This window comes from Nonomuraea composti (assembly GCF_012034275.1).
Classification (GTDB): Bacteria; Actinomycetota; Actinomycetes; order Streptosporangiales; family Streptosporangiaceae; genus Nonomuraea; species Nonomuraea composti.
Window position 1 is genome coordinate 158,828 of sequence record NZ_JAATEP010000018.1, and the last position, 12,419, is coordinate 171,246.

At 73.2% G+C, this 12,419-nt stretch carries 10 protein-coding genes; 7 read left to right on the top strand and 3 right to left on the bottom strand.

Annotated elements, in window-relative coordinates; all coding sequences use genetic code 11:
- The first annotated feature begins 51 nt into the window (after positions 1-51).
- Both HCN51_RS25480 and HCN51_RS25485 read left to right on the top strand, forming a co-directional pair.
- Positions 52-1,854, top strand: coding sequence for a glycoside hydrolase family 15 protein (locus tag HCN51_RS25480; protein WP_168012241.1), 1,803 nt, complete (start codon positions 52-54; stop codon positions 1,852-1,854).
- A 98-nt stretch (positions 1,855-1,952) separates the two neighbouring features.
- The gene (locus tag HCN51_RS25485; RefSeq protein WP_168012243.1) at positions 1,953-2,771 is read left to right on the top strand and encodes a DUF4352 domain-containing protein; all 819 of its coding nucleotides are present in this window, start codon (positions 1,953-1,955) and stop codon (positions 2,769-2,771) included.
- Between the two features lie 6 nt (positions 2,772-2,777).
- Here HCN51_RS25485 and HCN51_RS25490 read toward each other — a convergent pair whose 3' ends face one another.
- Both HCN51_RS25490 and HCN51_RS25495 read right to left on the bottom strand, forming a co-directional pair.
- On the bottom strand, positions 2,778-3,647 hold the full coding sequence (locus HCN51_RS25490) for a hypothetical protein (RefSeq protein WP_168012245.1): 870 nt from the start codon (positions 3,645-3,647) through the stop codon (positions 2,778-2,780).
- A gap of 71 nt (positions 3,648-3,718) precedes the next feature.
- Positions 3,719-4,465: an SDR family NAD(P)-dependent oxidoreductase gene (locus HCN51_RS25495; RefSeq protein ID WP_168012247.1), complete on the bottom strand. Its 747-nt coding sequence runs from the start codon at positions 4,463-4,465 to the stop codon at positions 3,719-3,721.
- Positions 4,466-4,753: 288 nt separating this feature from the next.
- Between HCN51_RS25495 and HCN51_RS25500 the strand changes: the two genes are divergently transcribed.
- Positions 4,754-5,740: a DUF4352 domain-containing protein gene (locus HCN51_RS25500; RefSeq protein WP_168012249.1), complete on the top strand. Its 987-nt coding sequence runs from the start codon at positions 4,754-4,756 to the stop codon at positions 5,738-5,740.
- Between the two features lie 3 nt (positions 5,741-5,743).
- Here HCN51_RS25500 and HCN51_RS25505 read toward each other — a convergent pair whose 3' ends face one another.
- Positions 5,744-6,433 carry a sulfotransferase gene (locus HCN51_RS25505; RefSeq protein ID WP_168012251.1) on the bottom strand — a complete coding sequence of 230 codons (690 nt, stop codon included), beginning with the start codon at positions 6,431-6,433 and terminating at the stop codon, positions 5,744-5,746.
- A gap of 149 nt (positions 6,434-6,582) precedes the next feature.
- Here HCN51_RS25505 and HCN51_RS25510 point away from each other — a divergent pair, with 149 nt between their 5' ends.
- The 4 genes from HCN51_RS25510 (at position 6,583) to HCN51_RS25525 (ending at position 12,398) form a co-directional block, all read left to right on the top strand.
- Complete coding sequence (locus HCN51_RS25510; protein WP_168012253.1) at positions 6,583-8,070, top strand: class I adenylate-forming enzyme family protein; 1,488 nt, start codon at positions 6,583-6,585, stop codon at positions 8,068-8,070.
- Between the two features lie 72 nt (positions 8,071-8,142).
- Positions 8,143-9,702: an NAD(P)-binding domain-containing protein gene (locus tag HCN51_RS25515; protein WP_168012255.1), complete on the top strand. Its 1,560-nt coding sequence runs from the start codon at positions 8,143-8,145 to the stop codon at positions 9,700-9,702.
- A 25-nt stretch (positions 9,703-9,727) separates the two neighbouring features.
- Entirely contained in the window at positions 9,728-11,098 is a 1,371-nt protein-coding gene (locus HCN51_RS25520) for a cytochrome P450 (protein ID WP_168012257.1), read from the top strand.
- Entirely contained in the window at positions 11,067-12,398 is a 1,332-nt protein-coding gene (locus HCN51_RS25525; RefSeq protein ID WP_168012259.1) for a cation:proton antiporter, read from the top strand. Before HCN51_RS25520 ends, HCN51_RS25525 begins: the two co-directional genes overlap by 32 nt.
- The last annotated feature ends 21 nt before the right edge of the window (positions 12,399-12,419 follow it).

The window sequence follows — 12,419 nt, forward strand, 5'->3', positions numbered from 1 at the left end:
GTTTGAGCAGGCCGTTTAAGCAGGTCAGGGGCCGGGCAGCCCGTTCGGGTGATGATGAGCGGCTACCCGCCGATCGGTTCGTACGCGTTCCTGTCCGACTGCCACACGGCGGCGCTGGTCGGCCCCGACGGCGCGGTGGAGTGGATGTGCGTGCCGCGCTTCGACGGGCCCAGCGTGTTCGCCAGGATGCTCGACCGGCGGCGGGGCGGGGCGTGGGAGCTGCACGCCGAGGACGCGTTCGTGACCGAGCGGGGCTACCTGGACGAGACGCTGGTGCTGCGCACGCGCTGGGAGGGCGCGCAGGGCGTGGTGGTCGTGCACGACTTCCTCGCCATGGCGCCCGCCAGTGAGAGGGCCGGCGCGGGGATGGCGGCCGCGCACCTGCTGGTGCGGTGGGCCCGGTGCGAGCGGGGCCGCGCCGTGGTCAGGTCGCGGGTGCTGGCCAGGCCCGGTTACGGGGTGCGCGAGGCCCGCTGGACGGCCCGCGACGGCGTGCTGGAGGAGGAGTGCGGGCTGGTCCTGACCGGCACGCCCGAGCCGGAGTCCCGCGTCGTGCTGCGGGAAGGCGAGTCGCTGGCGCTCATGCTCGGCTACACCGGTGCCGCGCCCGACGGCCACCCCGCGCGGCTGCTGGAGGACACGGTGCGGTCGTGGCGGTCGTGGTCGGCCCGCTCCGGGTACGCGGGCGTCGGGGCCAAGGAGGTGCGGCACAGCGCGATCGTGCTGCGCGGGCTGCTGTACGACGAGGGCGGCGGCCTGCTCGCGGCCCCCACGACGTCCCTGCCCGAGTGGCCGGGCGGGCCGCGCACCTGGGACTACCGCTACGTGTGGCACCGCGACGCCGCCCTGACCGTGCTGGCGCTGCTGCGACTGGGCCACCGCGAGGAGGCGGGCGCCTACCTCGAGTGCCTGATGCGGCAGTGCGGCGGCGACGCGGACCGGGTGCCGCCGATGGCGGGCATCGACGGCCGCCCCGCCGACGAGGAGAGCGTGCTCGGCCACCTGGAGGGGTACGCCGGCTCGCGGCCGGTCCGCGTCGGCAACGACGCCTCCGCCCAGCACCAGCTCGACATCTACGGCCACATCATGGACGCGGCCCTGGCCTACCACGAGGTCACCGGCGAGCTGGCCGGCCGCGACAACTCCCGGCTGTGGCGGGTCGTGTGGCTGGCGTGCGAGCAGTGGCGCGAGCCCGACGCCGGCATCTGGGAGGTACGCGGGAAGCCGCGCCTGTGGACCTACTCCAAGCTGTACGCCTGGGTGTGCTTCGACCGGGCGGTGCGGCTCGCGGAGCTGACCGGCGAAAAGGGGCTGCCGCTGGAGGCGTGGCGGGACGAGCGGGAGGCGGTGCGCGCGGACCTGCTGGCGAACGGCTACTCGCAGGAGACCGGCTCGTTCGTCCAGTCGTACGGCTCCACCTGCGCGGACGCGTCGCTGCTGCGGGTGCCGCTGGTCGGCTTCCTCGACGGGCGCGACCCTCGCGTGCTGGGCACCCTCGACCACGTGCAGTCGCGGCTGGGCGAGGGCGGGGCGCTGCTGCACCGCTATGACCCCGAGTGCACCGGCGACGGGGTGGACGGGCCCGAGGGGGCGTTCCTGCTGTGCTCGTTCGAAATGGTGTCGGCGCTGGTGCTGGCCGGGCGGACGGCCGAGGCCCGCGACCGTTTCGAGACGCTGTGCGCGCGGGCGGAGCCGCTCGGGCTGTTCGCCGAGGAGATGGCGCCGGACGACGGCAGCATGCTGGGCAACTACCCGCAGGCGTTCACGCACCTGGCGCTGATCGAGGCGGCACTGAACCTCGACGCGTCCGGCGTGGCGGAGGAACTGCACGACTGGGCCGAGCGGGGCGGGTGAACGGTTCAACCTCAGACCGAACGGGCATTTCGCCCATCCGGGGCTGGTGGGCGGGGGCATCCTTGGACGGTCCTTCCTCCCTCCAGTGGAGCCGCGCCATGGGATACCCATCGGACCCTCACCGCCCGCCGCCGTACGGATCCGGGCCGCAGCCGTACGGGTCGGGGCCGCAGCCGTACGGCTCCGGCCCCCAGTACACCGCCGGTCCCGGCCATCCCGGCGGCCCGCCGTACGGGTACGGGCCGCCGGGCCCGCCCGCGCCGCGCCGTAATCTGGCCCTGGTCCTGAGCCTGTCCATCGGCCTGCCGCTGCTGCTGCTCGGGGGCTTCGCGACGGCCTGGTTCGTGCTGGCCGCGCCCGCCCGCGACACCGTCACCTCGGCCTCCGCCTCCCCCGCCGAAGCGCTCCCGTCCTCCCAGGAGGAGTCGGAGCCGGCCGCCCAGGCGTCGGAGGAGGAGCCCGCACCCCAGGAGGAAGAGGACAACGGCGGAGGCGGGCTCACGAGCAAGGTCGGCGGCACGGTGACGCTCACCGGCCTGGAGGCCGGCTCGAAGGTGGCCGTGACGCTCGACCAGGTCTACGCCGACGCCCAGCCGACGCTCGACAGCCTCCAGCCGAAGCCCGGCTACCGGCTCTGCGCGGTCAAGCTGACGCTGGCGAACAAGGGCAGCGTGGTCTACAAGGACGCCCCCATGAACGGCGCGGTGCTGATCGACGCGGACTCCCAGGAGTACCAGTTCTCGATCAGCCGGGTCGAGCAGGGCCAGCAGTTCCACTGGGCCACCTCGATCAACCCGGGCGACAGCCGGAAGGGCCTCGTCGTGTTCGAGGTGCCGCAGGCGGCCAAGATGGTGAAGTTCCAGTTCTCGCTCAACAGCGGGTACGCCCGGCAGCGCGGCGAGTGGACGCTGAGCTGATCGGCTTCAGGAGGGGCGGTCGAGGCTGAGGGTGCGGCCCGCGTCGATGGCCACGCGTACGCTCTCGGCCAGCGTCTCCTCCAGGGCGGCGCCGCGCGCCTCCAGGTCGCGCAGGCCCTCGGCGTCGTCGGTGCGGGCGAGCAGGTCGCGATACTTGTCGTTGTTGTCCAGGGCCTCGCGGGCGCGCAGGGCGGCGTCGGCCTCCTGGACGCGGCGGGCGTAGCGTTCGAGCCGCTCCACCCTGGCCGTCACGGACGCCACGGAGCGGCGCAGCGCCTCCTGCTGCGGCTCCAGCACGGCCATCAGCTCGGGGGTGACGACGCCGCGCATCGCGCGCTCCTGCTCCTCGTGCAGGCTCGTCTGGAGCCGCAGCAGCGTCGCGATCTCCCAGATCTGGCGGGGCAGCAGCACCTCGTTGGCCAGGCCGTCCAGCAGGCGGCGGCGCATGACCTGCGAGGTGTAGACGGACATCACGGCCGCCCTGGCCCGCTCCAGCAGGGCGCGGGCGGGCGGTGAGAGCTCGGGGACGAGGACCAGCCGGTCGCGGTACGGGGCCCGCGAGGCGCCCCGCCCCGGGACGAACGAGTCGATGATCGTCAGGCGCTGCTCCTCGGTCAGGCCGGGGTCGGCGACGAAGTCGACCGTGCGCCTGACGTGGTCACGCTCCCGGGCCAGCCGCCGGGCCTCCTCGGCGGTCAACGCCCGGCGGCGCGCCGTGTCGCGGGCGACGAGGAACGCGCACAGGCCCAGCAGTCCGACCATGAGGGCGAGCACCGCGCCGGCCGACCCGGTGACCAGGTACGCGGCCAGGCAGGTCACCAGGATGGCCGCGGTGGACGCGACCGATAACAGCGCGTACAGGCAGCCCTTGGCCACGCCGTCCCCCTCTGCGCGAGTTCGCGAAGTGCCCTAGAGAGTCACGATAACCCCGGGCACTCGGAAGATCGTCAGCGCAGGTACGAGGCCCCGTTGAGGTCGAGCACCGCGCCGCTGGCCCACTCGGCGTCCGGGGAGGCCAGGTAGAGGACGGCCGCGGCGATCTCCTCGGGCCGCGCCACCCGGCCGAACGGGCTCTGCGCCCGGATCGCGTCGCCGCGCGGCGCCTTCAGGTGCTCGTTGGTCATGTCGGTCTCGACGAAGCCGGGCGCGACGGCGGCCACCGCGATGCCGTGCGGCGCCAGGGCGATGGCCAGCGACTGGCTCAGCGCGTTCAGGCCCGCCTTGCTGGCACCGTAGGCGGGGGCGTCGGGCTCGCCGCGGAAGGCGCCGCGCGAGGAGACGTTGATGATCCGGGCGCCGGCGGACATGTGCCGCAACGCGCACCAGACGACGTTGGCCGCGCCGAGCAGGTTCACGTCGAGGGTGCGCCGCCAGGCGTCCTGCCACTCCTCGTAGGAGGTGCCGGTGGCGGGGTGGTGCAGGAACACGCCCGCGTTGTTGACGAGCACGTCGATCCCGCCGCCCAGCTTCCGCGCCGCGGCGTCCACCATGCTCCTGACGCCCTCGGGGTCGGCCAGGTCGGCCCGCACGACGGCGTGCCCCTGCCCGGGCAGCTCGCCGAGCAGGCTCTCGGCCTCCTTCGCGGAGTCGCGGTGGTGGATCGCGACCCGGTCCCCCTGCGCGGCGAAGGCCGCCGCGACCGCCCGCCCGATCCCTCTCGACGCTCCGGTGATCAGCACTGCACGTCCGCTCATCCCCCGCACATTAGGGGATCGGACGGTCCCGGCCGCAGCCGGGGGTCACCACTGCCGCTTCGCCTTCCGGTACGTGACGGCCTTGCCGCCCTTCCCGGGGAGGGCCATGATGAGGAGCCGCTGGCCGCCCTGCCGCTCACCTTCGGCGACGCACGAGGCACTCCCGGGGATTCGGAGCGCCGACTCTAGCGGGACGGCGAAAAGCCGATCAAGCTGTTACGGGTGCGGGACAACCACCCGCGCGATTGGAACGTCCCATAAGTCCCGTCCCCTATCAGGAGTCGCGCCATGGGATACCCGCCCCTGCCGTCCGGCCCGTACGGACCTCAGCCTCCGTACCAGCAGCCGACGTACGGCCCGCGGCCCCAACCGCCATACGCGCAGCCTCCATACGCGCAGCCTCCATACGCGCAGCCTCCATACGCGCAGCCTCCATACGCGCAGCCGTCCTACCCGCCGCGGCCCGATCCCGGCTACCTGGAGCCCGTGCCGCCGCCGTCGCCGCGCGACAACCGGGCGCTGGTCGTGCTGCTCGCGATCGGCGTCCCGCTGCTGCTCCTGGGCGCGTGCGCGGCCGTGGTGATGGTGCTGACGGACACCGGCAAGTCGGCGGTGCTCACCGGCACCGGCGGGCCGAACATGGTCATGCCTACGCAGGATCCGCTGGCGAGCGACCCTCCGGCGGCCGATGATGCAGCCGGTGACGCGGCGGGTGACGCCGTGGGTGATCCTGCGGGCCTGCCGTCGGCGGACACGCTGGGCCAGCTTCAGCCGACAAACCCGGCCGATCCGACAAACCCGGCTAACCTGGCGAATCCGGCGGACCAGCAAGCCCAGGGTCAGGGCCAGCAGCCCACCACGGCCAGGGTGGGCGGCGCGCTCACCCTCCAGGGCACCGATCCGAGCCTCAAGGTGAGCGTGACGGTGAACCGGGTCGTGAACCCGGCCACCCCGGCCTCCGACTTCTTCAAGCCGCAGACCGGCAAGAAGTACGTCGCGGTGGAGGTCACGCTCACCAACGCGGGCCAGGCCGTCTACAGCGACTCCCCCACGAACGGCGCCGTCCTCATCGACGCGCAGAACCAGCAGTACAACTCGGCGATCGCCAACGTCAGCGAGGGGCAGGGCTTCGGCGGCAGCGTGACGGCGAACGCGGGCGACTCGCGTAAGGGCGTGATCGTGTTCGAGATCCCGCAGTCGGCGCAGCCCGCAAAGTTCCAGTTCGCGCTGAACAGCGGGTTCGCCAGCCAGAAGGGCGAGTGGACGCTGTCCTGACGGTCAGCGCCCGCGCACGATGAGCCGGGCCAGCCGCCGGGGCCGCTTGCGCCGGAACTCGTTCCGCTCGTTGGCCCGCGGGTACGGCTCGCCGGGCACGGGCACCCCGAGGAACGCGCACAGCGGCTCCCACCCGTCCGCCGCCTCGAACACGAGCAGCCGCTCGGCCGGGATCTCGGCCTTGACCTCGGTGATGTGCCGCTGGAAGACCTCGATGACGTGGTCGCGGTCGTCGACGCGGCCTCCGAAGACCGGGTCGACGAAGGTCGCCCTGGTCATCTGGGGGAACAGGGCGAAGTCGGGCGCCCGCCGCGCCACCAGCCACTGGATCATGCGCCGCCGCAGGGGCAGTGGCCCGCTCCGCTCGGTCACGCCGCGGAAGATGGTGGCGCTGACGCTGTCGTACCAGCGCGCGGGGTCGCGGACGGTGAGCACGACCTTGGCGTCGGGGTAGTGCGCGGCCAGCTCCCGCCAGTACGCGGAGGCGGGCCAGTCGACCGCCGACCCGAACCCGGCGAACAGCGTGTCCCAGTCGCGGGAGCGGCCTTCGCCGACGTCGAGCCACTGCCGTACCCGGTACGGCTCGGCGATTACGGTGGACATGTGGTAGCAGGGCCCGAAGCCGAGCCGTTCGAGCGCCGCCTGTAAGGACCTGGTCCCCGTGCGGCCGAAGCCCGCGCCGATCACTTTCACCCGCGCACCTCTGATCCGTCTCTGATGTGCGCCGCCTAACGTCGCGACAAATCCCGTTATATGACGGCATCAGGCATCCGGGAACGGACGAAGCCTGCGCACGGAGCCCGCCACCTGACGGAGTTCGCCAACGCACAGAGGAGCCGATCATGCTCTTCCCGCACCCCCTGATCGAGGCGCTGCGCCGGGCCCCCGCGACCCCGGCCTTCGAGCACGCCGGCAGGACCGTCACCCGGGCCGAGCTCCTGGAGCTGATCCGCCGGCTGGCGGGCGCGCTGCGCGCGGCGGGCCTCGGCCCCGGCCGGGCGGTCGCCGTCCGCACGGAGCTGACGCCCGAGGCGTTCGCCGCGCACATGGCCGCGCACGCGCTGGGCTGCCGCGTCGTCGGCGTCCGCCCCGGCTACCCGCCGGCCCAGCTCGCGCACGTGCTCGGCCTGGACATCGACGCCGTCCTCGTGGACCCGGCCACGGCCGCGCCGCAGCTCATGACCGGCCGGACGCTCTCGCTGGGCCCCGTGCCCGGCGCGACGGACCTGCTGGCCCACCCGGGCGACGAAGGGCCGCTGGAGGTGAGCGCCCGGCCGGACGACGTGGCCGCCCTGACGTTCACCAGCGGCAGCACCGGCCGCCCGAAGGGGTGCGCGATCACGTACCGGGCGCTGAGCGAGCACTGGGCGTGGCAGCCGCGCCGGTGGTCGCCGGTGGCGGCGGCGTTCGCGCGCGGGTTCGAGCGGTACCTGCTGTTCGGGACGCTGGCGAGCATGGTGGTGCTGGAGTTCCTGGCGCCGTGCCTGCTCGGCGGCGGCACGGCGGTGATCCCGGAGGACGACGGGCGGCCGCTGTTCCCGTACGCGATCGAGCGTCACCGCATCACGGGGTCGATCATCACGGTGCCGCGGCTGTACCGGATGCTGGAGCTGCTGGACTCGGCGGACGTGTCGAGCCTGCGGGCGCTGATGGTGTCGGGCTCGCCGATCGCCCCGCGCCGGCTGCGGGCGGCCGCCGCCCGGCTGGGCCCCGTCGTCTACCAGGGGTACGGGCAGACCGAGGCGGGCAACGTCGCGATGCTCACCCCCGAGCACATCGCGGCCGGCGTCGTGACCCCGGTGGGCCTGCCGCATCCCGGGGTCGAGCTGAGCGTGCGCGACGACGACGGCGCCGAGCTGCCGCCGGGGCGGACGGGCGAGATCTTCGTGCGCAGCCCGTACATCATGGCCGGGTACTGGGGCGACGAGGCGGAGACCCGCGACACGCTGCGGGACGGCTGGCTGCGCACCCGCGACCTGGGCCACGTGGACGCCGCCGGCTTCCTGCACCTGGAGGGCCGCTCCCGCGACGTGGTCATGGTCAACGCGGTGGTCGTGTACGCGGGGCCGATCGAGCGGGTGCTGACCGGCCATCCCGACGTGGACGAGGCGTACGTCGTGGGGGCGCCGGACGAGGGCACGGGCGAGGCGGTGCACGCGTTCGTGGTGCCGGCGCCGGGCCGGGTGCCGGACCAGGCGGCGCTGGCCGCCCGCGTCCGGGCGGAGCTGGGCGCCGACAGCGTGCCCAAGACGATCACGGTGGTGCCGGGCGTCCCGGTGGCCACCAGCGGCAAGCCCGACAAGAGAGCGCTGCTCACGCACCTGTTCTGAGCAATCTCTGAGAATTGCCCGCCAACACTGATGTTCACCGCTTCAACCACTTTGCAGTGACGGAGGCTGTCAGTGCCGGACAATACCCTCGACTACCTGGTGATCGGCGCCGGGCCCGCGGGCCTCCAGCTCGGCCATCATCTGCACCGGGCGGGCCGCGACTACCTGATCCTCGAGGCCGGGCCCGCGCCGGGCCAGTTCTTCCGCACGTTCCCGCGCCACCGCACGCTCATCTCGATCAACAAGAAGAACACCGGCTGGGACGATCCCGAGCTGAACCTGCGGATGGACTGGAACTCGCTGCTGTCGGACGACCCCGACCTGCTGTTCACCCGCTACAGCGACCGCTACTTCCCGCAGGCCGACGACATGGTCCGCTACCTGGGCGACTACGCCCGGGCGTGCGGGCTGCGGATCGCCTGCGGCGCCCGGGTGGCCCGGGTGGAGCGGCCGGGCCCGTTCCTGGTGACGCTGGAGGACGGCCGGGCGTACCGGGCGCGGCGGGTCGTCGTGGCGACCGGCGTCTCCCGGCCGAACGTCCCGCCCATCCCGGGCATCGAGACGGCCGACCTGTACGAGACCGCCTCCGTCGACCCGGCCGACTACCTGGGGCGACGGGTGCTCATCCTCGGCAAGGGCAACTCGGCCTTCGAGACGGCCGACAACCTCATGGAGACGGCGGCGGTCATCCACGTGGCGGGCCCGCACTCCGTCCGCATGGCGTGGCGCACCCACTACGTCGGCCACCTGCGCGCGATCAACAACGGCTTCCTCGACACCTACCAGCTCAAGTCGCAGAACGCGCTGCTCGACGGCGACGTGCGGCGCATCGAGCGGCAGCCGGACGGCACGTACCTGGTCACGGTGGCCTTCGCCCGGGTCAACGAGGTCACCAAGGACATCCCGTACGACCGGGTGATCGTCTGCACCGGCTTCCGCTTCGACGCCTCGATCTTCGCCGGCGACTGCCGCCCGGAGCTGGTGATCGACGGCCGGTTCCCGGCGCTGACGCCCGCGTACGAGTCGGTCAACGTCCCCGACCTGTACTTCGCCGGCACCATCACCCAGTCACGTGACTTCAAGCAGGGCACCAGCGGCTTCATCCACGGCTTCCGGTACGGCGTGCGCGCCCTGCACCGCGTCCTGGAGTCGCGCCACCACGGCGTGCCGTGGCCGGGCAGGAGGCTGCCCGCGGACCCGGCCGCGCTCGCGGCGGCCGTGATCGAGCGGGTCAACCGTACCTCGGCGCTGTGGCAGCAGTTCGGCCTGCTGGCCGACGTGATCGTGCTGGACGACGACGGCGGCGCCCGGTACCTGGAGGAGGTGCCGTACGACATGGAGGGCCCGCCGATCGGCGACCGCGGCCACTTCGCGATCACCTTGGAGTACGGCCCCGGCCACGACCAGGTGGACCCGTTCGACATCGAGGTGGCGCGGATCGCCCAGAGCGACTCGGCGCGCGCCCACGAGGGCCACTACCTGCACCCCGTCGTGCGGCACCACCGGCCGGGCGAGCCCGTCGCCGCCCACCACCTCACGGAGAACCTGGAGAACGAGTGGGACTCCCCTGAGGTGCACGTGGAGCCGCTGCGAGCCTTCCTCGCCGCGCGGACGGCGTCCGTCCCGGCATGAGCGCCCGGGTGAGGAAGGGACGGGCATGCTGATCATCGCGCTCGTCGGGCTGGCCGGGCTGGTCAGCCTGCCGTGGTGGCTGCCGGCCAGGGTCGTGGCGCTGCGGGTGCGCGTGTTCGAGCGGATCAACGGGGACGAGGGCATCCCGGTGCCCGGCGACCTCGTCGGCGTCGAGCAGTTCGAGGAGGTGTACGCGCACCCGGCCGCCGGCGGCCGCAGCAAGGGGGCGGCGCTGTCGGACCTGTTCTGGTACTGGCTCTCGCCCGGCCCCGAGATGCACCAGGAGCATCTGGAGGCGGGTGACACGTACGACGCGGTGGCCCGTACCACGCGCCGTCTGCTCGCCGTGCGCCGCACGGAGGCCGAGGAGCTGGCCCGCCGCTGCGCCGGCCGGGCGTTGCGTGACGTGCGCGGCCTGGTGCGGCTGCGGGACCTGATGATCCCGATGTGGGCGGAGTTCTCCTACGAGCTGGTGTTCGGCGAGCCGTGCCCGCGCGAGGCCCGCGACCTCATCGCCGCGAACGCCGAGGACGTCGCCGGCGCGCTCCAGTGCACGCGGCTGCGGCACATGGGCCGCCGCGACCGCCTGACCGCCTACCTGATGCGCAACCTGCACCGGGTGCGCGTGCCGCTGCCCGAGGGGCTGACGCCGCGCCAGCAGGCGTACTACCTGCACGGCGCCTTCTGCACCACCGCCGTCGTGCAGCTCTCGGAGGCCATGGCCCACCTGCTGCTGGTGCTCGCCCGCCATCCGGAGGTGCAGGAGCGGGCCCGCACCGGCGACGACGCCTACCTCGACCAGGTGATGGCCGAGACGCTGCGGCTCTACCCGCTCTTCGGCATCGCCCACCGCGTCACGACCGGCGACATCGCGCTCGACGGGCGCGCCACGATCCCGGCCGGCTCGGTGCTCTGCTTCAACTACCCCGCCTTCCACCACGCCGGCTGCGCCGACCCCGACCGCTTCGACCCTGACCGCTTCGCGGGGCCCGGCGCGAAACGGCTCCACCACATCCCGTTCGGCGTCGCGGCCAACCGGCCGTGCCCCGCCTGGCGGCTGGCGCCGATCGTGATGCGGGTGGTGACGCGAGAGGTGCTGGGCCGCTACCTCCTCGACTCCTCCGTCTCGCACACCAGGGCGATGCCGCACCGGGGGCCGTGCCTGCTCACCCCGCGCGGCGCGCCGCACCGGCCCGGGCCGGCGCTGGCGTACCTGCGGGTGCGCGACCGCTGTGAGGACGTCTGGCGCAGCCTCGCGCAGCTCGTCCTCGGCACCTACATGGTCTGGGACGCGCGCCGGCTACGGCTGTGCGAGCGCCATTTCTCCTCCTCTGAAACGTTCGGTCCTGAGCCGGAGGGATCCCATGCACGTCACCGCACTGGTCACCGCCCCTGACGCCAACCTCGCCCTGGTGCTGAAGGTCCTGCCCGCCCTCGTCGTGCTGCTCGTCGCCGCGGCGGTCTGCGGGCGGCTGGCCCAGCTCGTGCTGCAGCCGCGCGTGCTCGGCGAGATGGTCGCCGGCGTGCTGCTCGGCCCCACCCTGTTCGGCTGGCTGTTCCCCGAGGCGCAGGCGGCGCTGTTCCCGCCGGAGGTGCGGCCCGTCCTGTACGTGCTGAGCACCGTCGGCCTGACCCTCTACATGTTCCTCGTCGGCGCCGGCATCGAGCACGGCTCTGCGAGCACGCCCGGCGAGGTCCGCAAGGCCGGCGTGCTGGCCGCGTCGGGGATCGCCCCGTCGCTGCTGCTGGGCGCCGGCGCCGGTTTCCTGCTGTACGACCTGCTCTCCCGCCCCGACGTGCCGCCGCTGCAGTTCGCCCTGTTCCTCGGGGGCGCGCTGTCGCTGACCGCCTTCCCCATGCTGGCCAGGATCCTGTACGAGCGGGGCCTGGAGCACACGCCCGTCGGCCGGCTCACCCTGCTGGCCGCCTCCATCGACGACGCCCTGGCCTGGTGCCTGCTGGCCGTGCTGTCGGCCATGCACCTGGGCACCGGCCCCGGCGGCGCGCTGCCCACGATCGTGCTGACCGCGGTGTTCGCGGTCGTGATGCTGAAGGTCGTGGCCCCGCTGCTACGCCCGCTGGGCAGGTCCGTCGCGCGCACCGGACAGCTCGGCCCGACCGCCATGTACGTGGTCGTCCTCGTGCCGCTCGCCGCCGGCTGGGTGACGGACTGGATCGGCGTGTACTCGGTGTTCGGCGGCTTCTTCGCGGGCCTGGCGATGCCGCGCGACCCCGTGTTCCGGCGGGCGCTGCACGGCCGCATGATGGACGTCGTCTCGACGCTGCTGCTGCCCACCTTCTTCACCTTCTCGGGGCTGAACACCCAGCTCGGCGGCATCGCGGGCGGCGCCATGCTGGGGGCGTTCGGGCTGATCCTGCTGGCCGGGTTCGCCGGGAAGTACTTCGGGTGCTCGTGGGCGATGCGGGGCATCGGGTTCGGCCGGCGGGAGTCGTACGCGGTGGGGGCGCTCATGAACGCGCGCGGCCTGATGATCCTCATCTTCATCAACATCGGCCTGGCCCAGGGCATGATCACGTCAGAGCTGTTCGCCATGCTCGTGCTCGTGGCGGTGATCACCACCGCCGGCGCCCTGCCCCTGTACAAGCTGGCCCTGCCCGACCGGCTGGAGGCCGGCGCCCTGGCCGGGGAGCGGCCCGAGGACCGTCCGGTGGAAGCCCGCGCCCCTTCCACGTGAACGTTTCACGCGGAAGCGTGG

Coding starts and splice junctions, on each gene's coding strand:
- HCN51_RS25480 (WP_168012241.1), top strand. CDS start 52: ATGATGAGCGGCTACCCGCCGATCGGTTCGTACGCGTTCCTGTCCGAC.
- HCN51_RS25485 (WP_168012243.1), top strand. CDS start 1,953: ATGGGATACCCATCGGACCCTCACCGCCCGCCGCCGTACGGATCCGGG.
- HCN51_RS25495 (WP_168012247.1), bottom strand. CDS start 4,465: ATGAGCGGACGTGCAGTGCTGATCACCGGAGCGTCGAGAGGGATCGGG.
- HCN51_RS25500 (WP_168012249.1), top strand. CDS start 4,754: ATGGGATACCCGCCCCTGCCGTCCGGCCCGTACGGACCTCAGCCTCCG.
- HCN51_RS25510 (WP_168012253.1), top strand. CDS start 6,583: ATGCTCTTCCCGCACCCCCTGATCGAGGCGCTGCGCCGGGCCCCCGCG.
- HCN51_RS25520 (WP_168012257.1), top strand. CDS start 9,728: ATGCTGATCATCGCGCTCGTCGGGCTGGCCGGGCTGGTCAGCCTGCCG.
- HCN51_RS25525 (WP_168012259.1), top strand. CDS start 11,067: ATGCACGTCACCGCACTGGTCACCGCCCCTGACGCCAACCTCGCCCTG.